We start from the raw sequence: 26479 nt of genomic DNA, 5'->3' as shown, positions 1-26479 counted from the left end.
TGTTTTTATGAAGTTTGACCTTGAATTTACAATTGCCAACCCTATCTATTAGCGAGCAATAGGTACGATTTAGACCTAACTATAGAACTCAACAGTGAATGGCAATAGAGCCAGATACAGCAATTGAACCAAAATGAATGGAGCTAAAATGAGCGAGACAGTAACACAAGACAAAGAAACTCGTGGTTTTCAGTCAGAAGTAAAACAGTTACTTCACCTAATGATTCACTCACTTTATTCAAATAAAGAGATTTTTCTACGTGAGCTAATCTCTAATGCCTCTGATGCATCCGACAAACTTCGCTTTCAAGCACTATCAAATGCTGATTTGTATCAAGGTGATGCAGATTTAGGTGTAAAACTGACATTTGATGCGGAAGCCAAAACCTTAACTGTTTCCGATAACGGTATTGGTATGAGCCGTGATGATGTAATTGAACATTTAGGTACCATAGCAAAATCGGGTACGGCGGAGTTCTTTTCCAATTTATCTGATGACCAAAGTAAAGATTCTCAATTAATCGGCCAGTTTGGTGTTGGTTTCTATTCCGCCTTTATTGTTGCTGACTCAGTAACGGTACGCACTCGCGCAGCAGGAACTAACCCTGAAGATGCTGTTCAGTGGCATTCATCAGGAGAAGGTGAGTACACTATTGAAAGCATCAAGAAAGAGTCTCGCGGCACTGACATTGTTCTTCACATGCGTGAAGAAGGGGAAGAGTTTCTGTCGGAATGGCGTTTACGCGATGTTATTGGCAAGTATTCTGATCACATTGGAATTCCGGTGTCTATTTGGACTAAGGAAAAAGATGAAGAAGGCAACGAGAAAGAAGAAGGAAAATGGGAGCAAATAAATAAAGCTCAAGCACTTTGGACACGTAATAAATCGGATATTGGTGAAGAAGAATATAAAGAGTTTTACAAACACGTTTCACATGACTTTGCGGACCCGCTTGTATGGAGCCACAATAAAGTAGAAGGTAAGAACGACTATACCAGTTTACTATATATTCCTGCTAAAGCACCTTGGGACATGATGAATCGCGATCATAAAAGCGGTCTGAAGCTTTATGTTCAGCGCGTATTTATTATGGACGATGCTGAGCAGTTTATGCCGACGTACTTACGTTTTGTTCGTGGTTTGATCGACTCAAATGATTTACCGTTGAATGTTTCTCGTGAGATCCTTCAAGACAACAAGGTGACGCAAGCACTCCGTAATGCTTGTACTAAGCGTGTGCTAACAATGCTTGAGCGTATTGCCAAGAATGACGAAGAGAAATACCTCTCATTCTGGAAAGAGTTTGGTCAAGTGCTTAAAGAAGGTCCGGCAGAAGATTTTTCTAATAAAGAAAAGATCGGCGGCTTGATGCGCTTTGCTTCAACAGAAGTTGATTCATCAGACCAAACGGTATCGCTAGCATCCTATGTTGAGCGAATGAAAGAAGAGCAAGATAAAATCTTCTATCTTACTGCCGATAGTTATGCAGCAGCTAAAAACAGCCCTCACTTAGAGCAGTTTAAGGCCAAAGGCATCGAAGTTATTCTAATGTTTGATCGCATGGATGAATGGCTTATGAACTATTTAACCGAATTTGATGGTAAATCATTCCAATCTATTACCAAAGCAGGGTTAGATCTCAGTAAGTTTGAAGATGAAGCTGAAAAAGAGAAACATAAAGAGACAGAAGAAGAGTTCAAATCTGTTGTCGAGCGGACGAAAACCTACCTAGGTGATCGAGTTAAAGAAGTACGTACAACCTTCAAACTTGCAAATACACCTGCGGTTGTTGTGACGGATGACTTCGAAATGGGTACTCAGATGGCGAAGTTGCTAGAGGCGGCTGGACAAGATGTACCTGAAGTAAAGTATATCTTCGAAATTAACCCTGAGCATGAATTGGTCAAACGCATGGCAGATGAAGCTGACGAAGAAGCGTTTGGTCGTTGGGTTGAAGTACTTCTTGGGCAAGCGATGTTGTCTGAACGTGGTGCGATGGAAGATCCGGCTCAATTCTTAGGTGCTATCAATACGCTTTTGACTAAGGTGTAAGAGAATAGATCTTGGATAACCCGTAAACTACACAACGAGCCCGCATTCTGTGCTAGAATCGCGGGCTTATTATTGAATAGTAATTATAAATCTTATACCCAAACTCATCGTTATTAGTTGATTAAATATGAAGTTCTGTGAGCTTCGGTATAAATCAAAATCAAGAGGACATGTCATGCGCATTATTCTACTAGGTGCCCCAGGTGCTGGTAAGGGAACACAAGCTCAATTCATCATGGAAAAATACGGGATCCCTCAGATCTCTACTGGTGATATGCTACGTGCTGCTATCAAAGCCGGTACTGAAATGGGTAAAGCAGCCAAAGCCGTTATTGATGCAGGCCAGCTTGTTTCTGACGAAATAATCTTAGGCTTGATAAAAGAGCGTATCGCTCAAGATGATTGTGAAAAAGGTTTTCTATTAGATGGTTTCCCTCGCACAATTCCACAGGCTGACGGTCTAAAAGAGCTTGGTGTTGCAGTAGATAATGTCATTGAAATTGATGTGCCTGACAGCGTTATCGTTGAGCGTATGGCAGGGCGTCGTGCTCATTTACCTTCTGGTCGTACATATCACGTTATATTCAATCCGCCAAAAGTAGAAGGCAAAGACGACGTCACAGGTGAAGATTTGGTTGTTCGTGATGATGACCAAGAAGATACTGTACGTGCACGCCTCGGTGTTTATCATGAGCAAACATCGCCTCTTATCCAATACTATGGAAAAGAAGCTGAAGCTGGCAATACAACGTACCTTAAGTTTGATGGTACCAAAAAAGTGTCGGAAGTAAGTTCAGAGCTAGAAGCCGCACTTTCTTAAGTTACAATAGGTTTGGAAAAACCGACTTTTTAAGTCGGTTTTTTTATGCGTGAATTATCAGGGTATGCAGGAAGTCTTTGTTAAATTTAATCTGACAAGATAAGCTATGCTGAAGATCATTTATCATGAAAATAAGTACTTATCAGATGGAATCGAATACAAACATAGGCGTTTTATTAGTAAATTTAGGTACGCCTGACGCAGCAACGCCAGCTGCGGTTAAGGCTTTTCTCAGTGAGTTTTTACATGATCACCGTGTTGTTGATATGAATCGTTGGTTATGGTGCCCATTACTGCATGGCGTCATACTACCTATAAGAGCACCCAAAGTGGCTAAGCTATACCAGAGTGTCTGGACTGATGGTGGTTCGCCACTTATGGTACATTCTAAAAATCAGGTGAGGATGCTTGAAAAAACGCTCGGTATTCCTGTTGAACTTGGAATGACTTATGGAAACCCAAGCATGATATCGGGTATGAAGGCGCTTGAGCAGCGTGGTGCAAAGCAAATTATTATATTGCCGCTTTATCCTCAGTATTCAGGGACAACAACTGGCGCTGTCGAGGACGCAAGAGACAAAGCTGCCTCACAGCTTGATAGCGGTTTACATGTCAAGACGATTAATGATTATCACGATCACGCCCTTTATATTTCGGCCCTTGCCAAAAAAGTACGTCAACATTGGCAGGATAATGGCAAAGGTGACTATTTACTCTGTTCTTATCACGGTATTCCTCAGCGATACGCGGACAATGGCGATATTTATCCAAATCATTGTGAAAAAACCACAGCATTATTGGCGCAAGAGCTAGGGTTAAATGAGAATGAAATTGGCATGAGCTATCAGTCTCGATTTGGTAAAGAAGAGTGGTTGAAGCCATATACGGATGCAACACTTCAATCTCTAGCTAAGAGTACCGTTAAAACTCTGGATATTGTCGCACCTGCATTTTCATGCGATTGCTTAGAGACTTTGGAAGAACTAGCAGAAGAGTGTAAAGAGATATTTATTGGCGCTGGTGGTAAGAATTTTCGATATGTTCAATGCTTAAACGATGATGATGATCATATTAATATGATGGCAGAGCTTGTTAAGGCTTATCTTTAGATTATATATAATAAAATTGTCAGGATTGCTTGCTAATTAGTAGTGACTGTTGTGCAACTAGTTTTTCAAATCGATAGATAATGATAACATTCAGCTGAATTCAATTATTATAGAGAGCTAGGTTTATGAAGCATTGGTATCTTCTCTACTGTAAGAGAGGCGATCAAGCGAGAGCGAAAAGTCACCTTGAAAACCAAGGTGTAGAGTGCTATTACCCAGTGGTCGAAATAGAAAAAGTTGTTCGAGGAAAGAGAAAGTTGGTAACCGAGCCGCTATTTGCCTCTTACATGTTTGTATACTTTGACTATAAAGAAGGGCCAACCTTTACAACGGTGCGCTCTACTAGAGGTGTGGTGGATTTTATACGTCGAGGTATCTCACCGATTGAAGTTAATAGTAACTTGGTGACGGAGCTTAAGGAATTTGAAAAAAATTCTGCTCTTTATCGTAGTGACGCATTGCCAGAAGCTGGACAAGAAGTAGTTATTACTGAAGGGCAGTTCGTTGGTGTTGAAGCGATTTATAAAGAACCCGATGGAGAAAAACGATCAATCTTATTGATTACTTTGATGAACCAAACTATTCCAGTATCGGTAGACAATAAAGATATTGAATTGAAATAGCGTCAGAATCGAGTAAAAACGCCTGTTGATTAACAGGCGTTTTTTTATCTAATTACATTGATTTTTGAGATTACAGAAAATAATTAGTATGAGTCGTTGTGAACCGTTTGTATAGCACGCCCAGAAGGGTCTGCCATATTCTTAAAGGTTTCATCCCACTCTATTGCTTTTGCTGAAGAGCAAGCGATAGAAGGGCCACCAGGTACACATTCAGCTGCTGATGGGAGTGGGAATTGCTCTTCAAATATCTCACGATACATATAACCTTCTTTTGTTGATGGCGTATTGTACGGGAATCTAAAGGCAGCACTTTCTAATTGCTGATCCGTTACTTTTTCTTCAGCAAGTTCTTTTAGCGAGTCAATCCAGTTGTAGCCTACGCCATCTGAGAACTGCTCTTTTTGACGCCAAGCGATAGACTCTGGTAAGTAGTCTTCAAAACATTCACGAAGAATGTGTTTTTCCATTTTACCATTGCCACACATTTTGTCTTTTGGATTAATGCGCATTGCGACATCAATAAATTCTTTATCTAAGAAAGGTACTCGACCTTCAACACCCCAAGCTGCTAGAGATTTGTTGGCTCGCGCGCAATCGAACATGTTTAGAGCGAGAAGTTTTCGTACCAACTCTTCATGCATCTCTTTGTCGTTTGGTGCTTTATGGAAGTATAAATAACCGCCAAATATCTCGTCAGCACCTTCTCCAGAAAGCACCATCTTGATACCCATGGCTTTAATTTTTCGGCCCAAAAGGAACATTGGCGTAGAGGCACGAATAGTCGTTACATCATAGGTTTCGATGTGATAAATAACATCACGAATTGCATCAATGCCTTCTTGAACCGTATACGTCATCTCATGGTGAACAGTACCTAGTTTGTCTGCTACTTCACGCGCAGCTTTTAGGTCAGGTGCTCCCTCTAGTCCAATAGCAAATGAGTGCAACTGAGGCCACCACGCTGCTGATTTCTCATCATCCTCAATACGCATTGCAGCAAATCGTTTTGCTACTGCGGAAGTAATCGATGAATCTAAGCCACCAGAAAGAAGAACACCGTAAGGAACATCAGTCATTAATTGGCGTTTAACTGCATCTTCTAATGCTTTTGTTAGTTCTTCTTTACTTGATACGTTGTCTTTAACTGCATCATATTCCATCCAATCGCGCTGGTAATAGCGTTGTGGTTCGGCATCGTTAGAGCCGTAATAGCAGCCAGGAGGAAACTCGCTAATTGTTTTACAAACAGGAACAAGGGCTTTCATTTCTGATGCGATAAAGTAGTTTCCATGCTCATCGAAGCCTTGGTACATAGGAATAATCCCAATGTGATCACGGCCAACTAAATATTTGTCTTGTTCTTCATCGTAGAGAACAAATGCAAAAATACCGTTGAGCTCTTCTAGTAACTCATCACCAAGTTCTTGGTATAGCGCAAGAATAACTTCACAATCTGAATCTGTTTGGAAATCGTATTTGTCGGCGTATTTAGCGCGGATTTCTTTGTGGTTATAAATCTCACCATTAACGGCTAATATGTGTTTTTTATTTGGGCTGTAAAGAGGCTGTGCTCCACTATTAAGACCAACAATAGATAAACGTTCGTGAGCAAGAATTGCCTTTTCTGAGGCGTAAATACCAGACCAATCCGGGCCACGGTGACGAAGTTTTTTCGACATTTCTAACGCCATTGGACGTAGAGTAGCGGCATCGCTCTTAATGTCTAAAATGCCAAATATTGAACACATAAATATAAATCCCTATTAAATTCCGTTACAGCAATAAACACAATTTGCCATTATCGTTAAAAAAAGCAACCGTTAATTGTGATTAAAATCACTAAAGATGACTATGATTAGAAAAATTTAATAATAACCCAAAAAAGTGAATAATATCTAATTCGTGCTGTTTTTTGCACCACAAATGTAATGATTGCACCAATAGGGTATTTATTCGTCCCTATATAGAAAAAGGGTTCTAATTTCGCTATCAATCTTACAAATCAAATTTAGGATTAAGTTGCTCAGTTACATGCTTTGCAAAGCCGCTTCCGGCTTCGTTATAGATATTGAATGCGGCATTGGCTCCAAGCTCACGCATCGCATCGACCTGATCAGAGTAAGCTGCTATTGCAGCGGTTTGACCAGTATAGTGCTTCAATTTCAATTGTTCTAAAGCAAGTTCGTTACCCTGATGGTGTGGCATCGCTAACAGAACCAATTTTACATTACCCGTATCTAATATGCGCTCCCAAAAATCTGGGTCAGTCGCATCACCGCAGATAACATTTCTATGTTCTGTTTGATGTTGCTTTGCTGCATCAGGGTGCAACTCTACGCCCAAGCTTATTTTTCCATAGCGCTCGGTAAGTTCATCATAAGCTCCTGTTCCTATGCGACCCATGCCTAAAATGAGTACTTGAGCACTTCCTGGATTAATAAGTTGGTCCATATGATTCAACTTTTCAGCGCTACGTTCTTTGAGCCATTTTGATGAGCGTTGGTATAAAGAGTGACCAAATCGATTAAGTGGAGCAGCAATAATAAAGGAGAGAGAAACCGCAATGGCAATTGATACCAACATGTCACCAGATAACCATCCCATTTTGAAGGCCAAGCCCCCGACAATTAGACCGAATTCGCTATAGTTAAATAACGATAAGCTGGCAAGCAGTGAAGTACGAACTCGAAATTTAAAGCTGTTAAATACTAAATAGTAGAGTATGCCTTTAACTGGAAGCAGCAATAGAAAGAGTATTGCTGTTAAAGCACCAGCTATTGTTGGTTGTTCCGCCAAACCTATATTAAGGAAAAAGCAGACGAGAAATAGCTCTTTCAGATTAAATAACGACTTGGATAACTCGGATGATTTTTTATGTCCGGCTAGTATCATACCCAAAATAAGCGCACCAAGATCAGGCTTTAACCCAGCAAAATCAAACAATCCGGCACCTAATACCAGTGCACTGAAGATACCATAGACTACAAGCATCTCACCGTGACCCACTTTATCGAGTAACCTGTAGAAAAAAGGTCTTAAGAATGGCAGTAAGAATAAAAACAGGGCATACCACTCTGGTATTTTTCCAGTCGAAATGCTTAAGAATAGGACGGCAAAAATGTCTTGCATAACCAAGACTCCAATTGCAATTGTGCCGTATGTCGCGTTCATTTCTCCTTTTTCTTGCAGGCTTTTAACTGCGAAAACAGTACTAGAAAAGGAGAGTGCAAAACCGAGTAATAGCATTTGTTCTAACGACATCAGGCTGAATGTCGTGACGCCGAGTAATTTAAGAGCAGCAATAGAAAGGGTAAAAAAGAGGGTCGAAAGTAGATTGTGGGCGGTTGCTCCAGCCCATATTTCTTTAGATAAAAGCGTCTTTATATCGAGTTTAAGACCGATGGTGAATAGCAGTAGTGTTACACCTAAATCAGCCAGCAACTCGATATTTTCATTGGACTGAAAGCCAAAAAAATTCAAGCCAAATCCAGCAATCAGAAAGCCCACGAGTGGAGGGAGATTACAAAGTAATGCAAGGTAGCCTGCTGCAAATGCTGATGATATTAAAATGATTTCCATACTTGCCTATCGCACTGTTTCTAATTGAAATTATTCCAATTACATTAATTATGTGATCAAAATGAATTCGATTGCTCTATGCGCGTGAATTCATCCTTATCTCAAACATATTTAGCTTGGTAATAGCCATAAAAAAAGGGTCATGCGTATTCAAGCACAACCCTTTGCATCAAGCTAGGAGAAAAGAATCACTCTTCTAAAAGTTTTTGTAACAATACACCATTTAGCATGGCTCTCTTTATCATAGAAAAAGCGCCTATGGTCGGCTTGTCTTCTAATACGGATGCCACAATAGGTAGGTCAGTATGGAAAGTGGTGAGTGATTGGCTTTCAACGTTTCGACGTATCGCAGGGAAGACTATTTCGGCGGCTTGAGTAATATCTCCTGCAATAATGATTTTTTGTGGGTTAAATAGGTTGACTGTAATTGCAATCGCTTTGCCTAATTCATTGCCTACTCGAATTAAGCTTTGGGTTGCCAAATCATCACCTTCCATAGCGTGTTTACAAACGTCCTTTATGGTGATTTTATCCAAGCTAGAAAGTGATGAAGAACGACCCTTACTTATCAATGTCTTGATGCTATCCAAAATTGCAGGGTTAGAAGCGACTGTTTCTAAACAACCGAAATTACCACATTGGCATTGCTCACCAAGTGGGTCGATTTGAATATGGCCTATTTCACCAACATTCCTATTTGAGCCTAAGAAAACTTGCTTGTTAACAATAATCCCAGCACCTGTACCTCGATGTACGCTGACTAAGATGGAGTCGTTACACTCTTGGCTCACTCCAAAATAATGCTCGGCTAGGGCTTTTCCTCTAATGTCGTTGCCTATGAAGCACTCAACGTTAAAGGTATTTTTGATGATATTGCCTAACTCAAAATTATTCACATTGGTATTTGGAATATAGTCAACGACACCTTCTACAGGGTCAACCAAACCTGGCAACACAATCCCAATGGCAATGAGCTGGTTAATTTTATCGCTGCATTCGTCTAAAAATAGTTGAATACGCTTAATTAAGCCGGATTCAAGTTCTGTTTGGTTTGAATAGTTAAAATTACTCTGTGTTCTGGCAATTTCTACACCGCCAAGATTAAAAAGGCTAAGTTGAACGTAATCACGTCCTAGTCTAATTGCGATAGAATGGAATGGCTCAACTTCCGTTGTTAAAGAGATAGCGCGTCGACCACCCGTTGATGCTTGCTGTGCTACCTCTTTAATTAAGCCTTTTTCCATAAGCTGACGGGTTATTTTAGTAACACTAGCAGGTGCTAACTGACTAACATCGGCTACTTGAATTCGCGAAATAGGACCCTGTTGGTCTATTAAGCGATATACCGCAGCACCATTTAGTTGTTTTACAAGATCTACGTTACCTATTTGTCCGTCAGTCATACTTTAAGTTTGCTCGTATTGTCCGTTTACAATTGTCGCATGGACATTGAAGTCGTTATCAAAGACGGTAAGGTTTGCAACCATACCGGTTTTGATTCTACCTAGCATTTTATCTGCTCCAACCGCTTTGGCTGGGTACAGTGTTGCCATGCGTAGTGCTTCATCCAGTGCGATACCTACGTGCTCAACCGTGTTTTGCACTGCTTCTATCATTGTCAGTGCCGAGCCACCAAGCGTACCGTTTTCATCAATACACTTACCATCCCGGTAATATACTTTTTTACCAACAAAAATAAAGTGATCCATCTCTGCACCAGCCGGAGCTGTGGCGTCGGTCACTAATACTAGCTTTTCGCCTTTTAATTTATGGGCAATTCGAATATTTGCATAATCGACGTGAAATCCGTCAGCAATGATCCCGGCGTAAACGTCAGGGGTATCAAAAATCGCGCCCACAACGCCAGGCTCTCGCCCTGTCATTGGTGTCATAGCATTGTGCAAATGTGTAGCAAAGCGAATACCCGCTTGAAACCCTTCAATAGCTTGTGCATAAGTGGCATTTGAGTGACCGATCGACACGACGATACCTGAGTTACTAAGGCGTTTAATATGCTCGGGGTTATTTTGTTCCGGAGCTAAAGTTACCTTTGAGACTAAGTCACTGTTTGAACAGATATAGTCGATCATAGAATCGTCGGATTCACGAATAAAATCTGTGCTATGAATGCCTTTTTTCATCACGTTAAGATATGGCCCCTCTAGATGTAGCCCTAGAGACTGATGCTTGTGCAGTCGCGTATATTGGCGTTGAGCCTCAATTGCTTGCTGCATATTTGCATCTGAAGACGTGATTAACGTGGGCAGAAAACTAGTACAACCAGATTTAAGATTCACTTTATGCATAGTTTCTAGTGTTTCAACCGATATTTCATCGTTAAACATCACGCCGCCACAGCCATTAAGCTGGAGATCTATAAATCCGGGGCTTAAATTTGCCCCATTTAGATCAATTAAGTTTATGCCATTAGGCAACTCTGTGTCTGAGCAGACAGAACTTATTTTACCGTCCTCAATGATTGCCGAGAAATTCTCGAGAACATCGCTACCGGTAAAAATTTTACAGTTGGTTAGCGCATACATAATCAGAGTCCTATTTTTTGAGGTTTTTGATATTTTCGGCTTCTAATTCGTTGAAGTATTTTACAGTTTTTACTTTAAGTTCTTGCGTTGCCGGTTCATCGCACACAATAACTGATTTTGCGTGCAGTTGCAGTGCTGAAATTGTCCAAAGGTGATTTACGCTACCTTCAACTGCGGCTTGCAGAGCGAGTGCCTTGTTATGACCAGACACCAATAACATGACTTCTTCTGAATCAAGGAGCGTTCCTACACCGATTGTCAAAGCATATTTTGGTACTTGATTTATGTCCCCATCGAAAAATCTTGAATTAGCAATTCGTGTATCTTCTGTCAATGTTTTGATTCTTGTTCTTGAAGATAACGATGAAGCTGGTTCGTTAAATGCGATATGACCATCATTACCAACGCCACCCATGAAGAGATTGATTTTTCCGTAAGATTTAATTCTTTCTTCGTACTGCTTACATTCAGCGTCATGATCATCCGTGTTGCCATTCAGTAAATTGATATTTTTTTCTTGAATATCAACGTGATTGAAGAAGTTCTCATACATAAATGTGCGATATGATTCAGGGTGGTCCGATGGAAGGCCAATATATTCATCCATATTAAAAGTCACGACGTGCTTAAAGCTTACTTCGCCTAAATTATAAAGTTCCACAAGATACTTGTATGTTTTGAGTGGAGAGCCACCAGTTGGTAACCCCAATACAAATGGTTTTGTCTCTGAAGGCTTGAATTTATTAATAGTATCAATGATATGTCGAGCAGACCATAAGCCAATTTCATCGGATGTTTGTAGTGGAATAAGTCTCATAGTGGCACCTCAATTAAGTTTAGGAAACAGGTCAATAATAGTATTGAAATCACGTTAATTCGAATCATAAAATAAGTTTTATGATCTTGCTAGCAAAATATACAATAAATGTCACTTTTTGGTGATTGTTATCACATAATTAGAGCATTTAATTTGCGATGAAAAATTAAACTCATAAACTGAAAAGGACTAAATTGAAAGGATGAATTAAGTCCTTTTACACCAAATTGACATCCTATAGGGGGAATTCACGGTGAATATTCTTGGATATTTTCAAAAAGTAGGTAAAGCACTGATGGTACCAGTTGCTACATTGCCTGCAGCAGCAATATTAATGGGAATCGGATACTGGATAGATCCGACCGGTTGGGGTGGCAACAATGCGTTTGCTGCATTTTTGATCAAGGCAGGCGCTGCAATTATAGACAACATGTCGGTGTTGTTTGCAATCGGTGTGGCTTACGGTATGTCTAAGGACAAAGATGGTGCAGCAGCACTGGCTGGTTTTGTTGGTTACATGGTTATTACAACGTTATGTAGCGCAGGTTCAGTCGAAGCTATTGGCTTAGTTACTTTAGACGCGAGTTCAACGCTTGCATTTAATAAGATAGGTAATCAGTTTATTGGTATCCTATCTGGTATTGGTGCGGCGGAGATTTATAACCGTTATTATCAAGTAGAATTACATAAAGCGCTTGCCTTCTTTAGTGGTAAGCGACTTGTGCCTATCTTGACCTCATTTGCAGCCATTGGCGTTTCTTTTGTTCTTATGTTTGCCTGGCCTATTATCTTCGGTGGATTGATTTCATTCGGTGAAAGCATTGTTGGTCTTGGTGAAGTAGGTTCTGGGCTATACGGTTTCTTTAACCGACTACTTATTCCTGTAGGTTTGCACCATGCATTGAACTCTGTATTCTGGTTCGATATGGCCGGTATCAATGACCTTGGTAACTGGTGGACACCAAATGCAGTAGAAGCAGGGGTCGGTGTAGTGGGTGAAACAGGGCGTTATATGGCTGGTTTCTTCCCGATAATGATGTTTGGTTTGCCAGGTGCTGCGCTTGCTATTTATCATACGGCGAAACCTGAGCATAAAACTCGTGTTGCTTCGATAATGATTGCTGCTGGTTTTGCCTCTTTCTTCACTGGTGTTACCGAGCCACTAGAATTCTCTTTCATGTTCCTAGCGCCAATGCTTTATGTATTGCACGCGTTGTTGACTGGTCTTTCTCTGTTTATCGCTGATATGATGAACTGGACGGCAGGCTTTGGCTTCTCGGCAGGTCTTGTGGATATGGTTCTATCTGCACAAAACCCATTGGCGAATAAATGGTATATGCTGATTGTACAGGGCTTTGCTTTCTTCGGTATTTACTACTTTATGTTCCGTTGGGCTATTGTTAAGTTCGGTCTTAAAACGCCTGGACGTGAAGACGATGATATCTCAGAAATGAGTTCTTCTGCAGTGAGTGAAGATTCTGCTGAACTTGCGAAAAAATATTTACAAGTTCTCGGTGGCCACGCTAATCTACAAAACATCGATGCATGTATCACACGTCTGCGTTTGACAGTGAACGATATGGAAATGATTAATGAAAATGAGCTTAAAGCTTTAGGTGCAATGGGTGTGGTCAAACTAGGTAGTAATAACCTGCAAGTTATCCTCGGTCCCCTTGCTGAAATTATCGCTGGTGAAATGAAAAATATTCCCGCAACCAGTAACTAATGCAGTATTAAGTTATATTTCTTAATCAAACCTCCCTCACGGGAGGTTTTTTTGCTTAGATAGACAGGAAATTAGCAAGAATTGCACTGTTTTGGTTGTGTAAAGATCGTGAATCGTGGATCATTAGCGAAATTATTTTTGACAATCCACCAGAGGTGCATAGATGACTGAAGCTGAGGCTCGTCCATCAAATTTCATTCGCCAAATCATTGATAAAGATTTAGCGGAAGGCAAACACACTAGTGTGCATACCAGATTTCCACCAGAACCTAATGGTTATCTGCATATAGGCCACGCTAAATCCATTTGTTTGAATTTTGGTATTGCTCAGGATTATCAGGGTCAATGTAATCTTCGTTTTGATGATACGAACCCTGAAAAAGAAGACATCGAGTATGTTGAGTCAATTAAGAATGATGTGAACTGGTTAGGTTTTGAATGGTCGGGGGATATCCAATACTCTTCAAACTACTTCGATACTCTTTATAGCTATGCCATTGAGTTAATTAATAAAGGTTTAGCTTATGTCGATGAACTGACTCCAGATCAAATTAGAGAATATCGTGGTACGTTGAAAGAGCCAGGTAAGCATAGCCCATACCGTGATCGCAGTGTCGAAGAAAACTTAGCACTGTTTGAAAAAATGAAATCAGGTGGTTTCAAAGAAGCAACAGCCTGCTTACGTGCAAAAATTGATATGTCATCACCATTTATGGTTATGAGAGATCCTGTTTTATATCGTGTTCGTTTTGCAGAGCACCATCAAACGGGTGATAAGTGGTGCATTTATCCAATGTATGACTTTACTCACTGTATTTCTGATGCCCTAGAAGGGATCACACATTCAATTTGTACGTTAGAGTTCCAAGACAACCGTCGTCTTTATGACTGGGTGTTAGACAATATTTCGATTGAATGTCAGCCGCGTCAGTACGAGTTCAGCCGTTTAAATCTTGAATATACAGTGATGTCTAAGCGCAAACTGAATCAATTAGTGACCGAAAACCTTGTGAATGGCTGGGATGACCCGCGTATGCCTACTATCTCTGGTTTACGTCGTCGTGGATTTACTTCTGCTTCTATCAGAGAGTTTTGTCAACGCATAGGGGTGACGAAGCAAGAAAATATGATCGAGTTTGGATCTCTTGAGTCTTGCATTCGTGATGATCTAAATGAAAACGCCCCTAGAGCAATGGCTGTTCTTGATCCTGTAAAAATCATTATTGAAGATTTTGAAGCAGGTAAAGTCGAAACGTTAAATGTTGCGAACCATCCAAATAAGCCTGAAATGGGTAGTCGTGAAGTGCCATTTAGCCGTGAAATTTGGATCGAGAGAGAAGATTTTCGTGAAGAAGCTAACAAGAAGTATAAGCGCCTTGTATTAGGGAAAGAAGTGCGTTTACGTGGAGCTTACGTTATTAAAGCAGAACGCGTTGAAAAAGATGCGGAAGGCAATATTAGCACGATTTTCTGTAGCTACGATTCAGATACCTTGGGTAAAAACCCAGCCGATGGCCGCAAGGTCAAAGGTGTTATTCATTGGGTTTCAGCTGATAATGGTGTACCCGCTGAAATCCGTTTATACGACCGTTTGTTCACTGTACCAAACCCAGCGGCTGCAGATGATTTCAAAGCAACGATCAATTCTAAGTCACTGCAAGTAATGAACGGTTATGTTGAGCCAAGTTTGATTGATGCATCACCAGAGAAAGGCCTGCAGTTTGAGCGTACAGGGTATTTTTGTGTTGACAATAAAGACTCTAAGCCAGATGCGCTTGTGTTTAACCGTACGGTTGGATTGCGAGATACATGGGCAAAAACCGGCGAGTAAATTAATTTTCAATCAAATAAAAAACCAGCTATCGCTGGTTTTTTTATGTAAATTATTACTTGGTTTTATGTAGACTTGGATTTTCTTTACAGTTGCCAGCACTGCATTTACCGTAAAGATAAAGACTATGATTCGTCAATTCAATATTGTATGAAGCAGCTATTTCTTGCTGGCGTTTTTCTATCATGTCATCAGAAAATTCAATAACCTCGCCACAATCCAAGCAGACTAAATGGTCATGGTGATATTGTGTTGATAATTCAAACACAGATTTACCACCCTCAAAGTGGTGACGGGTGACAATGCCCGCGTCATCGAACTGATTTAGCACTCGATATACAGTTGCTAATCCGATTTCTTCACCTTGATCGATCAGCAGTTTATACAGTTCCTCTGCACTAATATGCTGGCATTGTGGTTGTTGAAGCACTTCAAGTATTTTTAAACGAGGTAATGTAACTTTCAGTCCCGCATCTTTAAGCGCTTTATTATTATCTGACATATTCCTTCCTGTAGACGAACTAAATCGTAAATGCGACAGCATCAATATTACACATTATAAGGCAGCATTCATTAACATTAAACCTCAAACGTCTGAGGCTTAACAAGAAAAGTTTGTAATATGGCACCACTTTCAGATATTGTACGCTACTAATAACATTTTGTTAACAGAGATAATTATGAATAAAACTGTAGCAAAGATGTATAAGCCAAACATTGTCAAATTTGCTCTCAACATATGGCCTCCTTTTTGGGGTGCCGGTATAAAAATTTTATATATAAGTGAAGACTTCCGAAATGTAAAAATAAGGCTGAAATTACGTTGGTGGAATAAAAATGCAAACCGAACTCAATATGGAGGGAGTATCTTTTCTCTCACAGATCCTGTGTATGCGCTCATGTTAATGGGAATATTAGGAGAGCGTTATTTTGTGTGGGATAAAGAGGCAAGTATCAACTTTATCAAGCGGGGTAACACAGACTTGCATGCGGAATTCTTGATTTCTCAAGATGTGCTGGATGACATTATAGAGAAAACAGCAGGTGGTGAAAAAAGTTTTCCAGAATTTATGATTTTTGTTAAGGATACACATGGGCAGGTCGTCTCAGAGGTACAAAGAAAGCTCTATGTACGAAAAAAGCCTAAGTATAGAGATAGTGAAGATTAAAAAAATGCCTCTTAAATAAGAGGCATTTTTTTATCAAGTAATCGATTAGTCTTCTAATTCTGCAAGACACATCTCTTCGTAAATTTGATTAACCCATGTTGAGACACGTTCTTCCGTTAACTCTGGTTGGCGATCTTCATCGATGCATAAACCGACAAATGTTTCATCGTCAACGAGAGCTTTAGACGCTTCAAACTCGTAGCCTTCTGTTGGCCAATGACCCAAAACGGTTCCACCTTTTGCTTCAGCAATGTCACGGATATTACCCATAGCATCACAGAAGTATTCAGCGTAATCCTCTTGGTCACCACAACCGAAAATAGCCACAAGTTTAGTAGAAAAATCAATATCTTCTAGTTCAGGGAAAAAGTCATCCCAGTCGCATTGAGCTTCACCATAATACCAAGTAGGAATACCTAAGATCAGCAGATCAAAGTTATCTAAATCTTCTTTACTACTTTTGGCGATATCTTGAACGTGAACCAGTTTTTTACTCAATTGTTTTTGAATCATCTTAGCAACAGCTTCGGTGTTACCAGTATCGCTGCCAAAGAAGAGACCTACACTTGCCATATTTGAATACCTGCTAATAATTTGTTGATGTTGGCCAAACGCGCTAGTTAACGGAAATTATGTACCATTTAACTTTATTCGGTTTAGTTTACCCTAAACCAGTGCCTTCCCAGCTTATTTGTATTATGCCTTTAGCAATAAAGCCAGCGCAGCCTAAAAATAGAACCATCCATACTATACGTTGACCAAATACCGGGACATTACCTTGTTTAAGCACATCTTTAATCGCCATTCCTATTAGGAAAAATATAGAAGCGAATAGTAAATCTAAACCAATGGATTCCAGTAAATCATAGTAGTAGTAAAGCATAGCAGTCCTATGTGCCAAATTTGTGCGTGAACTATACCACTGTTAGCATCTAAAGTTAATCTGGAGCAGCATAGTTAGTTTCTATTTTTAATCGAGAAAGCGTCTGATAGCTCTTAGTACTTGTTGCGGCTTCTCGGCATGCAACCAATGTCCAGTATTTGCAATGACATGTGCTTTAACATTGGAGAATTGTGTTTGTATTAAGGGTTGATGCTCTTGTGTTAAGTAGTCAGAGTTTGCCCCTTTTAAAAACAGGGTTGGAATTGTGGTTTTGGGAATGGGGTCCCACCCCAGAATGTTCCAATAATTGGCGTCTATAGAGCGGACATTGAAACGCCAAATTAACCCTTTATCAGTGCGGTATAACGATTTCCCCAAAAACTGAATGACACCGTCCATTTCTATATGTTTAGCAAGTAAGCTAACGGCTTCTGCTCTATTGGTTGGGTGGGATGTTAGTACTTCGTTTAGCCCTGAGAATACATTGTCATGTTTTCTATTTTTGTAAGCGACAGGGGCCATGTCTAGCACGACCAACTTGGTTACGTACTCGGGATGATCACTTGCGAGCTTAATAGCAACTTTTCCCCCATTGAGTGGCCTACCAATGTTACCTTGGTTAATTCTAGATAAGTAATCAACCGATGGATGTCGTTCGTCATAGTTTGATAAGAGTGTTCGTCTGAATGAAACGAAAGACCATGGTTTCTTAAATCCATACTCAGTACTTGATGATCTTTTACTAAGTCACGACTTAATAAGCCTAAATTGTCTAGGTTGCCAAATAGACCATGTATTAGAACAACGGTTGGCCCTTCGCCTTCTAACTTATAGTTGAGTAGCTCTGACATTTATCTTTATTCAATTTAAGATTGGAGTTGGCCTTCATGGTAGTAATAGGAATCTTGGCGTGCAACTCAAAAATTCAGAAATACGATCTCTGAAACTCGCATCTTGTTGCCCAATGAGTATAATCAACAAGATATTAATACAGTGAGATTGTGAAAAGCGAATGAAAACAATTGAAGTTGATGAGGATCTATACCGTTACATTGCAAGCCAAACCGAACATATTGGGGAAAGTGCGTCAGATATTTTAAGGCGTCTCCTGATGGTTGAAGGCAATAAGCAAGTTTCACCTCAAGTCGCAGAGCCTGAAGTGTCTCAAGAGGCTACTCCTGTTGCAGAAGCGCCTGTGGGCATTGTAGTAAGTAAAGATGCTGGTAATGTAGAAAAAGTCGATGGCGTAAAGTTGATGCGCACACTGCTTATTTCTGATGAGTTTGCGGCAAGCAATAAAGCGATTGATCGTTTTATGCAAGTGCTCTCTTCGCTTTATATGATAGATGAAGCCAGTTTTGCAGAAGCGACCCAAGTTAAAGGTAGGACTCGTGTTTATTTTGCAGACAATGAAGAAGTGCTTTTAGCGAGTGGTAAGACAACCAAACCTCGCTCTATTCCTAACACTCCGTTCTGGGTGATCACCAACAATAATACCAACAGAAAACGTCAAATGGTCGACCAGCTCATGACTAGAATGAACTTCCAGTCAGATTTAATAGAAAAAGTGTGCAGTTCGATATAGTTTTTGGTTAATGGTGTAGTGTTTAACAGAATATAAGCCTCATAATGAACCTGTTCCTCAGACGTCGTTATGAGGCTTTTTTTATTTTTTTAGGCTTTATTTTAAAGGATTACAAAATGGCAATGCATCCCCGAGCTGGGCAAAAAGCCCTCCAAGAAGATCTAACTAATATTCCCGCTCTTGTATCAAGTTATTATTTGCTTCAACCAGACAGCGAAGACCCATCTAAACGCGTTGCGTTTGGGACATCGGGTCACCGTGGTTGTTCTGAAAAAGAAACCTTTAATGAGAATCATATCCTTGCCATTGCTCAAGCAATAGCGGAAGTTCGTGCAGAACAAGGTACAACTGGACCTTTATTTCTAGGTAAAGATACCCACGCTCTTTCTGAACCGGCATTTTGTAGTGTGATAGAAGTACTTGTCGCTAATGGTGTTAAAGTGATTGTTCAAGAAAACAATGGCTTTACTCCAACACCAGGCATCTCTCACGCTATTCTAACTTATAACTTGAAGCATGATGAAAAGGCTGATGGTATTGTGATTACTCCATCGCATAACCCACCTCAAGATGGCGGTATTAAATATAATCCACCACATGGTGGCCCAGCTGAGGGTAAGTTAACTCAAGCGATAGAAGATCGCGCAAATGCCCTAATCGCAGATGAGATGAATGGCGTTAAAGCGATGCAAAGTGGCGCAGCTAAACAAGTTGTCACGGAAGTCGATCTGGTTCAGCCTTATGTAGACGATCTAGTCAACGTTGTTGATATGGAAGCAATTCAAAAAGCAAACATCAAGATTGGGGTAGATCCACTCGGTGGTTCTGGCATTGAATATTGGCGTCAGATTGCGAAAACTTATGACCTTGATTTAACACTGGTTAATGAAGCTATTGATCCATCATTCCAATTCATGTCTTTAGATAAAGATGGTGTTATCCGGATGGATTGCTCGTCACCTTACGCAATGGCAAGTCTACTCGCACTTAAAGATGATTACGATCTAGCATTCGGTAATGACCCAGATTACGACCGTCACGGTATTGTAACGCCAAAAGGTTTAATGAATCCGAACCATTATTTGGCTGTTTGTATTGATTATTTGTACCGTCACCGTGAAGGTTGGGGTAAGGATGTCGCTGTAGGTAAAACATTAGTATCAAGTGCACTTATTGACCGCGTTGTTGCTGATCTTGGCCGTAGACTTTGTGAAGTGCCAGTTGGTTTTAAATGGTTTGTTGATGGATTATATGATGGTTCATTTGGCTTTGGTGGTGAAGAGAGTGCAGGTGCGTCTTTCTTACGTAAAGATGGTACACCGTGGTCTACAGATAAAGATGGTATTCTTCTTTGCTTGTTAGGCGCTGAAATTACAGCGGTAACAGGTAAAAATCCACAAGAGTATTATGAAGAACTGGCTGCTAAACATGGTGCGTCTGAGTATAACCGTATTTCTGCGGTCGCGAATACTGAGCAAAAAAATGTGCTTTCTAAGCTTTCTCCAGACATGGTTTCTGCGGAGATGCTAGCCGGTGAACTTATCACAGCGCGTTTAACTCATGCACCAGGTAATGGTGCGGCTATTGGTGGTCTTAAAGTGACCACTGAAAATGGTTGGTTTGCTGCTCGTCCGTCTGGCACAGAAGATATCTATAAAATTTACTGTGAAAGCTTTAAAGGCGAAGAACATTTGAAAGCGATTGAGAAAGAAGCTCAAGAGATCGTAAATCAGGTGTTTGCTGACGCAGGGCTATAAAGCTCAAAATAAACGATTAAGTACATTAAAAACCGATGCCAATTAAGCATCGGTTTTTTTATTTTCTAAGTATGATATTCACTTCAAGTTATTATCTGGCCATGTATCAGGCACGACTATCCAAAACTGACCGGATAGGGATTGACAATGCACAGCATACTCTGTCAGTGATGTTAGCTTTTCTTCTCGCTGTTGGGTGCCTGTTATCCAATCTAACTTCTGTAGCTTGTATAGCGGCTCGTTAATCAATGGACATTGATGTTGATAACACCAATTACCAACAATCGCCGAGTTATTTAGTTGGTATCCCAAACACTTTTCAGGAATAGCTTCGTGCTCAAACGGGTTGGTGTAAAGGCGTCCTTGGATCAACATTTTTGGTTTGATGATGTCTAGAGTAGGGAAGCATTGATGAAACTCCTCCCGGTCGGACATTTTTAGTTGGTGAGTTAGCATACGGTGAAGTTTGATATCTAGTCTATCTCGACTGTCTGGGCCGTACCATAATCCATCTTTTAATAGATAAAATTTAATAGCAACTTCCCAGTGTTCGACTTGTTTTCGGTGTTTGAGAAGAAAATCAATCGCGCCGAGTGTCTGTTTTCCTTTAAAAAGTTGAACCTCTTCGGCCAAAATTTCATAGTCGGGGTGGCGTTCAAAAAGCCGTTTACATAGCTCTTGATAGACGAAACCAAGACGGGTATTGCCAAGATATTCTCGATTTTCAGGTAAAAAATCTAGAGAGAAAGGATTGCCTACAGCTGGAGGTTTGACCGTCCTCAATATTGGTGGACTAGTGCAGATCCAATGGGTAATTTTTGCAAGTCTCTCCTGCATTATTCACATCCTGTGGTATTCTGAAAAGAACGCTAACTTTACTTATTGGTATAACATAATATGGACTACTTGCAATTAGAATCATTGTTAAATCAAAAGCTTTCACCTGAACTCATAAAAGATTACTGCCCGAATGGATTGCAGATTGAAGGGAAATGTGAGGTAAATAAAATTGTGACTGGTGTGACGGCTTCTAAAGCGCTAATTGATAAAGCGATTGAGCTGCAAGCTGACGCTATATTAGTCCACCACGGCTACTTTTGGAAAGGTGAATCAGAAGCGATTCGAGGAATGAAAGGCGCAAGGATTAAAACGCTAATTAAAAATGACATAAACCTTTATGCTTATCACTTGCCATTAGACGTACATCCAGAGTTAGGAAATAATGCCAAACTCGCGCAGTTGTTAGGCATTAGTATTGATGGGGGATTGGAACCTTCACCTCAATCAGTGGCGATGTTTGGTTCGTTGGATGCACCAATTTCGGGTCAAGATTTTGCCAAAAGAATAGAGTCTGTTTTAAACAGAGTGCCACTTCATATCATGCCTGAATGTGATAAGCCAATCAGAACGGTCGGCTGGTGTACTGGAGGTGGCCAAGATTATATAGAACTAGCGGCTGAAAAAAGGTTAGATGCGTTTATTTCGGGTGAAGTATCGGAACGTACGACTTATTCCGCTAGGGAGCAAGGAATTCATTATTTTGGTGCTGGTCACCATGCAACTGAACGTTACGGTGTAAAAGCGTTAGGTGAATGGTTAGCGACAGAACATGGTCTAGACGTGGAATTTGTTGATATAGATAATCCTGTTTAAAACTAAAATTATAAATATCTCAATTGAAGCTAGAGGCCGGTAATTTTTTGTTGTTCCCACGAAAATAAATTCGCCATTCTCGTTTTCACGGGAATGGCGATTGTCTTAAAGGTATTCTACTTAGCGAGTTATTCTCTTTCGTGCAAAGGTTCGAAATCTCGCATCGTCTTACCTGTGTATAGCTGACGTGGACGACCGATACGGTTGTCTGGGTCACCATGCATTTCGTTCCAGTGAGCAATCCATCCGATAGTACGAGCCATCGCAAAGATAACGGTAAACATTGAAATAGGAATACCAATCGCTTTAAGGATGATACCTGAATAGAAATCTACGTTAGGGTAAAGTTTCTTCTCAACGAAGTATGGGTCAGACAGAGCGATTCGTTCTAGCTCCATAGCGACGTCTAGCAATGGATCTTCGATGTTTAGTTCTTTAAGAACTTCGTGACAGGCTTCACGCATTACCGTTGCACGTGGGTCATAGTTCTTATAAACACGGTGACCGAAGCCCATTAGGCGGAACGGGTCTTCTTTGTCTTTAGCACGAGCGACAAACTCTGGAATGTTTTCAACACTTCCGATTTCTTCTAGCATATGCAAACAAGCTTCGTTAGCACCACCGTGTGCAGGCCCCCAAAGAGAAGCAATACCTGCGGCAATACATGCAAATGGGTTAGCACCAGAAGAACCTGCTAAACGAACTGTAGAGGTCGACGCATTCTGCTCATGGTCAGCATGAAGAGTGAGTATCTTATCCATAGCGCGAGCAACAACAGGGTTAACTTCATAATCTTCACATGGATTTGCAAACATCATATGCAAAAAGTTTTCAGCGTAGCTCAAGTCGTTACGAGGGTAGATAAATGGTTGACCGATAGAATACTTGTAACACATTGAAGCAAGAGTCGGCATCTTAGAGAGTAGACGGAATGCTGCAATTTCACGGTGACTATCGTTGTTTATATCAAGCGAATCGTGGTAGAACGCTGCTAAAGCTCCTACGACACCAACCATGATAGCCATTGGGTGCGCATCACGACGGAAACCGTGGAAGAAACTAGCGATTTGCTCATGGACCATGGTATGACGAGTAACAATCTTCTTAAATTCATCGTACTCTTTGCGGTTAGGCGCTTCGCCATAGAGTAGGATATAACAAACTTCTAAATAATCGGCTCTGTTTGCTAATTGGTCAATAGGGAAACCTCGGTGTAGTAACACACCTTTGCCGCCATCGATGAATGTGATTTGGGATTCGCAAGATGATGTCGCAAGAAAACCAGGGTCAAATGTGAAATATCCATTTGCGCCTAATTTACGAACATCGATTACTTCAGGGCCTAAGGTGCCATCCATAATCGGCAGTTCAATTGGAGCTTTACCTTCAATATGAAGAGTAGCTTTCTTATCTGCCATTACATTCTCCTTTGTTTATAATTTAATCCGTCCGGGATTTATTCTGAGACATTTTTTACTCAGGATCGTAAGTAAAGTCAATTTTTCTAGTTTTTTGTGTGCACTTGTTAAGATTTTCCACATTTAAAAAGTTAAAAACATGTTCCATGTAGCACTTTTTGTTACGATAATTGTATTAATATGTTGCCAATCGTATAGTGAATCCGAAGTTTGTGGTTGAGACCTTATAAATTCAAGCCTAGAAAGAAATAAATGCTTTAAAATCTGGATGCTTGATTAACATTTTATTTACATTAACAGTGCTGTTTTGGACGCTTATTCGTTAATAGAATGTTAATTTTATGGGGTTGACACCTAAAGATCTCCCGATCTGTCAAAATTCCTAATAACAATAAACGCTCAATGGAGCTGAGTGAGCAAGCCCGTGAAAGAAAGAAAGTCAAGACCTGTCAATCTCGATTTACAGACCATACGCTTTCCGATTACTGCAATAGTATCTATTCTACACCGTGTTTCTGGTGTGATAACTTTTGTGGCAATTGGTATCCTGCTTTGGCTGTTATCAATATCTTTATCGTCCCCTCAAGGTTTCATGCAAGCCGCTGACCTAGTAGATAGCTTTTTTGTTAAGTTTATCCTTTGGGGAATATTAACCGCACTTGCCTACCATATTGTTGGTGGAATTCGTCACCTAATAATGGACTTAGGCCATTATGAAGAATTCGAATCTGGCGTTATGACTGCCAAGGTAACCTTTGCTGCAACTGCAGTATTGTCACTACTTGGAGGGATTTTGGTATGGTAAATTCTGTTTCTTCAGTTGGTCGTAATGGTATTCACGACTTCCTGCTAATTCGTGCTACGGCAATAATTCTTACACTGTATACCGTATACATTGTAGGATTTTGCGCGTTTAGTGGCGATATAACTTATCACACATGGACCGCTTTTTTTGGTGGTATTTTCACTAAAGCGTTTTCCATGCTTGCTTTGACCTCTATCTTAATACACGCATGGATTGGTTTATGGCAAGTACTAACCGACTATATCAAGCCGACACTTATTCGTGGTCTTTTACAATTCGTAATTGTTGCGATTTTATTAGTGTATTTTTTCTCTGGCCTATTTATTCTGTGGGGTGCATAAGTGACTATTCCAGTTCGTGAATTCGATGCCGTTGTCATCGGTGCTGGTGGTGCGGGTATGCGCGCAGCACTACAAATTTCTGAGCAAGGCTTATCTTGTGCTTTGCTATCTAAAGTATTTCCAACTCGTTCTCACACAGTTTCTGCGCAAGGTGGTATTACCGTAGCACTTGGTAATTCACACAAAGATAACTGGCAGTGGCATATGTACGATACGGTAAAAGGTTCCGATTATATTGGGGATCAGAATGCTATCGAATATATGTGTAAAAATGGACCAGAGTCTGTCATTGAGCTCGAAAAGATGGGTTTGCCATTTTCTCGTTTTGAAGACGGTTCCATCTATCAACGTCCATTTGGTGGGCAATCTAAAGAATTTGGTGGCGAACAAGCCGCTCGTACAGCAGCTGCGGCTGACCGTACAGGGCATGCGCTTCTTCACACGCTGTATCAACAAAATATCAAACATAAAACCACTATTTTTTCTGAGTGGTACGCATTGGATATGGTTAAGAACCAAGACGGCGCCATTATGGGTTGTACTGCAATCTGTATGGAAACGGGTGAGATTAACTATTTCAAATCTAAAGCAACCATTTTAGCAACCGGTGGTGCAGGCCGTATTTACGCGTCTACTACCAATGCACACATCAATACTGGTGATGGAGTCGGAATGGCACTGCGTGCAGGTGTTCCGATGCAAGATATCGAAATGTGGCAGTTCCATCCAACCGGCATTGCTGGGGCTGGGGTACTTGTTACCGAAGGCTGTCGTGGTGAAGGTGGTTACCTTCTTAATAAAGATGGTGAGCGCTTTATGGAGCGTTATGCGCCAAACGCGAAAGATCTAGCTGGTCGTGATGTTGTTGCACGTTCAATCATGATAGAAATTCGTGAAGGTCGTGGTTGTGATGGACCTTGGGGCCCTCATATTAAACTGAAACTCGATCATCTAGGCAAAGACGTTCTGGAATCTCGTTTACCAGGTATATGTGAATTATCTCGTACATTTGCCCACGTAGATCCTGTGAAAGAGCCAATTCCAATTATCCCAACCTGTCACTATATGATGGGCGGTGTGCCAACGCAGGTTTCTGGTCAGGCGATAAAACAAGATGCAAATGGGGTTGACGTCGATGTTCAGGGGTTATTTGCCTGTGGTGAAATCGCTTCCGTATCTGTGCACGGCGCGAACCGATTAGGTGGTAACTCACTACTTGATTTAGTGGTGTTTGGTCGTGCAACTGGTTTGCATCTCGGTGAAACATTGGCGGCTCAATCTGAAGCTCGTCCAGCGACACAATCTGATATTGAAGCTTCTTTGTCGCGTACAATGCGCTGGGAAAACAGTAACAGCGGTGAAGACCCAGTTCAAATTCGTAAAGACCTTCAACAATGCATGCAAAATAACTTCTCTGTATTTAGAGAGGGTGATGCAATGGCAACGGGCTTAGAAGAATTGAAAGCTATTCGTGAGCGTCTTAATAACGCGCATTTAACGGACAAGTCTTCTGAATTCAACACTCAACGTATTGAATGTTTAGAATTAGACAACCTGATGGAAACTGCATTCGCTACTGCTGTAGCTGCAAATTATCGTACAGAAAGCCGTGGAGCACATGCTCGTTTTGATTTCCCAGACCGTGATGATGAGCAGTGGTTATGCCACTCTATTTATAATCCGGAAACGGAAGAAATGTCAAAGCGCGATGTGAATATGGAACCTGTACACCGTGAAGCATTTCCACCAAAAATACGTACTTACTAA

General features: G+C 40.7%; 23 protein-coding genes and 1 pseudogene. 13 read left to right on the top strand and 11 right to left on the bottom strand.

The window, feature by feature from the left end; translation table 11 throughout:
- Positions 1–148: 148 nt before the first annotated feature.
- The 4 genes from htpG (at position 149) to rfaH (ending at position 4605) form a co-directional block, all read left to right on the top strand.
- Positions 149–2053: a molecular chaperone HtpG gene (htpG, locus tag PGX00_RS13155; RefSeq protein WP_272137132.1), complete on the top strand. Its 1905-nt coding sequence runs from the start codon at positions 149–151 to the stop codon at positions 2051–2053.
- A gap of 175 nt (positions 2054–2228) precedes the next feature.
- Positions 2229–2873: an adenylate kinase gene (gene adk / locus PGX00_RS13150; RefSeq protein WP_272137130.1), complete on the top strand. Its 645-nt coding sequence runs from the start codon at positions 2229–2231 to the stop codon at positions 2871–2873.
- Between the two features lie 146 nt (positions 2874–3019).
- A complete protein-coding gene (gene hemH / locus PGX00_RS13145) occupies positions 3020–3982 on the top strand; it encodes a ferrochelatase (RefSeq protein ID WP_272138067.1) in 963 nt (320 codons plus the stop codon).
- Positions 3983–4107: 125 nt separating this feature from the next.
- Positions 4108–4605 carry a transcription/translation regulatory transformer protein RfaH gene (gene rfaH / locus PGX00_RS13140; protein ID WP_272137128.1) on the top strand — a complete coding sequence of 166 codons (498 nt, stop codon included), beginning with the start codon at positions 4108–4110 and terminating at the stop codon, positions 4603–4605.
- An 83-nt stretch (positions 4606–4688) separates the two neighbouring features.
- Here the strand turns inward: rfaH and asnB are convergent, their stop codons facing one another.
- The 5 genes from asnB to nagB form a co-directional block, all read right to left on the bottom strand.
- Positions 4689–6353, bottom strand: a complete 1665-nt coding sequence (gene asnB, locus PGX00_RS13135; RefSeq protein WP_272137126.1) for an asparagine synthase B — start codon at positions 6351–6353, stop codon at positions 4689–4691.
- 247 nt (positions 6354–6600) lie between these two features.
- A complete protein-coding gene (locus tag PGX00_RS13130; RefSeq protein ID WP_272137124.1) occupies positions 6601–8184 on the bottom strand; it encodes a cation:proton antiporter family protein in 1584 nt (527 codons plus the stop codon).
- A 188-nt stretch (positions 8185–8372) separates the two neighbouring features.
- Positions 8373–9587, bottom strand: coding sequence for a DNA-binding transcriptional regulator NagC (gene nagC, locus PGX00_RS13125; protein WP_272137122.1), 1215 nt, complete (start codon positions 9585–9587; stop codon positions 8373–8375).
- A 3-nt stretch (positions 9588–9590) separates the two neighbouring features.
- Complete coding sequence (nagA, locus tag PGX00_RS13120) at positions 9591–10727, bottom strand: N-acetylglucosamine-6-phosphate deacetylase (RefSeq protein WP_272137120.1); 1137 nt, start codon at positions 10725–10727, stop codon at positions 9591–9593.
- A 10-nt stretch (positions 10728–10737) separates the two neighbouring features.
- On the bottom strand, positions 10738–11544 hold the full coding sequence (gene nagB / locus PGX00_RS13115; RefSeq protein WP_272137118.1) for a glucosamine-6-phosphate deaminase: 807 nt from the start codon (positions 11542–11544) through the stop codon (positions 10738–10740).
- Between the two features lie 253 nt (positions 11545–11797).
- Between nagB and nagE the strand changes: the two genes are divergently transcribed.
- Positions 11798–13270, top strand: coding sequence for an N-acetylglucosamine-specific PTS transporter subunit IIBC (nagE, locus tag PGX00_RS13110; RefSeq protein WP_272137116.1), 1473 nt, complete (start codon positions 11798–11800; stop codon positions 13268–13270).
- 163 nt (positions 13271–13433) lie between these two features.
- A complete protein-coding gene (glnS, locus tag PGX00_RS13105) occupies positions 13434–15101 on the top strand; it encodes a glutamine--tRNA ligase (RefSeq protein WP_272137114.1) in 1668 nt (555 codons plus the stop codon).
- A 55-nt stretch (positions 15102–15156) separates the two neighbouring features.
- On the opposite strand, the gene fcrX is transcribed toward glnS, so the two are convergent.
- Complete coding sequence (fcrX, locus tag PGX00_RS13100) at positions 15157–15603, bottom strand: ferric iron uptake transcriptional regulator FcrX (RefSeq protein WP_272137112.1); 447 nt, start codon at positions 15601–15603, stop codon at positions 15157–15159.
- Positions 15604–15781: 178 nt separating this feature from the next.
- Between fcrX and PGX00_RS13095 the strand changes: the two genes are divergently transcribed.
- A complete protein-coding gene (locus tag PGX00_RS13095; protein ID WP_272137110.1) occupies positions 15782–16270 on the top strand; it encodes a DUF4442 domain-containing protein in 489 nt (162 codons plus the stop codon).
- A 45-nt stretch (positions 16271–16315) separates the two neighbouring features.
- Here PGX00_RS13095 and fldA read toward each other — a convergent pair whose 3' ends face one another.
- The 3 genes and pseudogenes from fldA to PGX00_RS13080 form a co-directional block, all read right to left on the bottom strand.
- The gene (gene fldA / locus PGX00_RS13090) at positions 16316–16843 is read right to left on the bottom strand and encodes a flavodoxin FldA (protein ID WP_272137109.1); all 528 of its coding nucleotides are present in this window, start codon (positions 16841–16843) and stop codon (positions 16316–16318) included.
- Between the two features lie 88 nt (positions 16844–16931).
- Positions 16932–17153, bottom strand: a complete 222-nt coding sequence (locus tag PGX00_RS13085; RefSeq protein ID WP_195702561.1) for a DUF2788 domain-containing protein — start codon at positions 17151–17153, stop codon at positions 16932–16934.
- An 87-nt stretch (positions 17154–17240) separates the two neighbouring features.
- A pseudogene (locus tag PGX00_RS13080) lies at positions 17241–18004 on the bottom strand (alpha/beta fold hydrolase).
- Positions 18005–18165: 161 nt separating this feature from the next.
- On the opposite strand from PGX00_RS13080, the gene seqA reads away from it, so the two are divergent.
- Together seqA and pgm are read left to right on the top strand one after the other, a co-directional pair.
- The gene (gene seqA, locus PGX00_RS13075; protein ID WP_272137105.1) at positions 18166–18738 is read left to right on the top strand and encodes a replication initiation negative regulator SeqA; all 573 of its coding nucleotides are present in this window, start codon (positions 18166–18168) and stop codon (positions 18736–18738) included.
- Positions 18739–18854: 116 nt separating this feature from the next.
- Positions 18855–20495 (top strand): phosphoglucomutase (alpha-D-glucose-1,6-bisphosphate-dependent), encoded by a 1641-nt coding sequence (gene pgm / locus PGX00_RS13070; RefSeq protein WP_272137103.1) that lies wholly within the window; start codon positions 18855–18857, stop codon positions 20493–20495.
- Positions 20496–20573: 78 nt separating this feature from the next.
- Here the strand turns inward: pgm and PGX00_RS13065 are convergent, their stop codons facing one another.
- Complete coding sequence (locus PGX00_RS13065) at positions 20574–21332, bottom strand: DUF1853 family protein (RefSeq protein ID WP_272137101.1); 759 nt, start codon at positions 21330–21332, stop codon at positions 20574–20576.
- A gap of 60 nt (positions 21333–21392) precedes the next feature.
- On the opposite strand from PGX00_RS13065, the gene PGX00_RS13060 reads away from it, so the two are divergent.
- On the top strand, positions 21393–22148 hold the full coding sequence (locus tag PGX00_RS13060; protein ID WP_272137100.1) for a Nif3-like dinuclear metal center hexameric protein: 756 nt from the start codon (positions 21393–21395) through the stop codon (positions 22146–22148).
- Between the two features lie 128 nt (positions 22149–22276).
- On the opposite strand, the gene PGX00_RS13055 is transcribed toward PGX00_RS13060, so the two are convergent.
- Complete coding sequence (locus PGX00_RS13055) at positions 22277–23566, bottom strand: citrate synthase (protein ID WP_272137098.1); 1290 nt, start codon at positions 23564–23566, stop codon at positions 22277–22279.
- 412 nt (positions 23567–23978) lie between these two features.
- On the opposite strand from PGX00_RS13055, the gene sdhC reads away from it, so the two are divergent.
- The 3 genes from sdhC to sdhA are packed head-to-tail and all read left to right on the top strand — an operon-like array spanning position 23979 to position 26479.
- Entirely contained in the window at positions 23979–24371 is a 393-nt protein-coding gene (gene sdhC, locus PGX00_RS13050; RefSeq protein ID WP_272137096.1) for a succinate dehydrogenase cytochrome b556 subunit, read from the top strand.
- Complete coding sequence (sdhD, locus tag PGX00_RS13045; protein WP_272137093.1) at positions 24365–24712, top strand: succinate dehydrogenase, hydrophobic membrane anchor protein; 348 nt, start codon at positions 24365–24367, stop codon at positions 24710–24712. Before sdhC ends, sdhD begins: the two co-directional genes overlap by 7 nt.
- Complete coding sequence (gene sdhA / locus PGX00_RS13040; RefSeq protein ID WP_272137091.1) at positions 24713–26479, top strand: succinate dehydrogenase flavoprotein subunit; 1767 nt, start codon at positions 24713–24715, stop codon at positions 26477–26479.

The sequence above is a fragment of the Vibrio algarum genome (assembly GCF_028204155.1).
Lineage (GTDB): Bacteria > Pseudomonadota > Gammaproteobacteria > Enterobacterales > Vibrionaceae > Vibrio > Vibrio algarum.
Note: the sequence above shows the minus strand (reverse complement) of the source record. Positions and strands in the feature narration are given on the sequence as shown.

Coding starts and splice junctions, on each gene's coding strand:
- PGX00_RS13060 (WP_272137100.1), top strand. CDS start 21,393: ATGGACTACTTGCAATTAGAATCATTGTTAAATCAAAAGCTTTCACCT.
- glnS (WP_272137114.1), top strand. CDS start 13,434: ATGACTGAAGCTGAGGCTCGTCCATCAAATTTCATTCGCCAAATCATT.
- asnB (WP_272137126.1), bottom strand. CDS start 6,353: ATGTGTTCAATATTTGGCATTTTAGACATTAAGAGCGATGCCGCTACT.
- htpG (WP_272137132.1), top strand. CDS start 149: ATGAGCGAGACAGTAACACAAGACAAAGAAACTCGTGGTTTTCAGTCA.
- nagA (WP_272137120.1), bottom strand. CDS start 10,727: ATGTATGCGCTAACCAACTGTAAAATTTTTACCGGTAGCGATGTTCTC.
- fcrX (WP_272137112.1), bottom strand. CDS start 15,603: ATGTCAGATAATAATAAAGCGCTTAAAGATGCGGGACTGAAAGTTACA.
- seqA (WP_272137105.1), top strand. CDS start 18,166: ATGAAAACAATTGAAGTTGATGAGGATCTATACCGTTACATTGCAAGC.
- fldA (WP_272137109.1), bottom strand. CDS start 16,843: ATGGCAAGTGTAGGTCTCTTCTTTGGCAGCGATACTGGTAACACCGAA.
- PGX00_RS13095 (WP_272137110.1), top strand. CDS start 15,782: ATGAATAAAACTGTAGCAAAGATGTATAAGCCAAACATTGTCAAATTT.
- PGX00_RS13130 (WP_272137124.1), bottom strand. CDS start 8,184: ATGGAAATCATTTTAATATCATCAGCATTTGCAGCAGGCTACCTTGCA.
- PGX00_RS13085 (WP_195702561.1), bottom strand. CDS start 17,153: ATGCTTTACTACTACTATGATTTACTGGAATCCATTGGTTTAGATTTA.
- nagB (WP_272137118.1), bottom strand. CDS start 11,544: ATGAGACTTATTCCACTACAAACATCCGATGAAATTGGCTTATGGTCT.
- sdhD (WP_272137093.1), top strand. CDS start 24,365: ATGGTAAATTCTGTTTCTTCAGTTGGTCGTAATGGTATTCACGACTTC.
- PGX00_RS13055 (WP_272137098.1), bottom strand. CDS start 23,566: ATGGCAGATAAGAAAGCTACTCTTCATATTGAAGGTAAAGCTCCAATT.
- rfaH (WP_272137128.1), top strand. CDS start 4,108: ATGAAGCATTGGTATCTTCTCTACTGTAAGAGAGGCGATCAAGCGAGA.
- hemH (WP_272138067.1), top strand. CDS start 3,020: ATGGAATCGAATACAAACATAGGCGTTTTATTAGTAAATTTAGGTACG.
- adk (WP_272137130.1), top strand. CDS start 2,229: ATGCGCATTATTCTACTAGGTGCCCCAGGTGCTGGTAAGGGAACACAA.
- PGX00_RS13065 (WP_272137101.1), bottom strand. CDS start 21,332: ATGCAGGAGAGACTTGCAAAAATTACCCATTGGATCTGCACTAGTCCA.
- nagC (WP_272137122.1), bottom strand. CDS start 9,587: ATGACTGACGGACAAATAGGTAACGTAGATCTTGTAAAACAACTAAAT.
- pgm (WP_272137103.1), top strand. CDS start 18,855: ATGGCAATGCATCCCCGAGCTGGGCAAAAAGCCCTCCAAGAAGATCTA.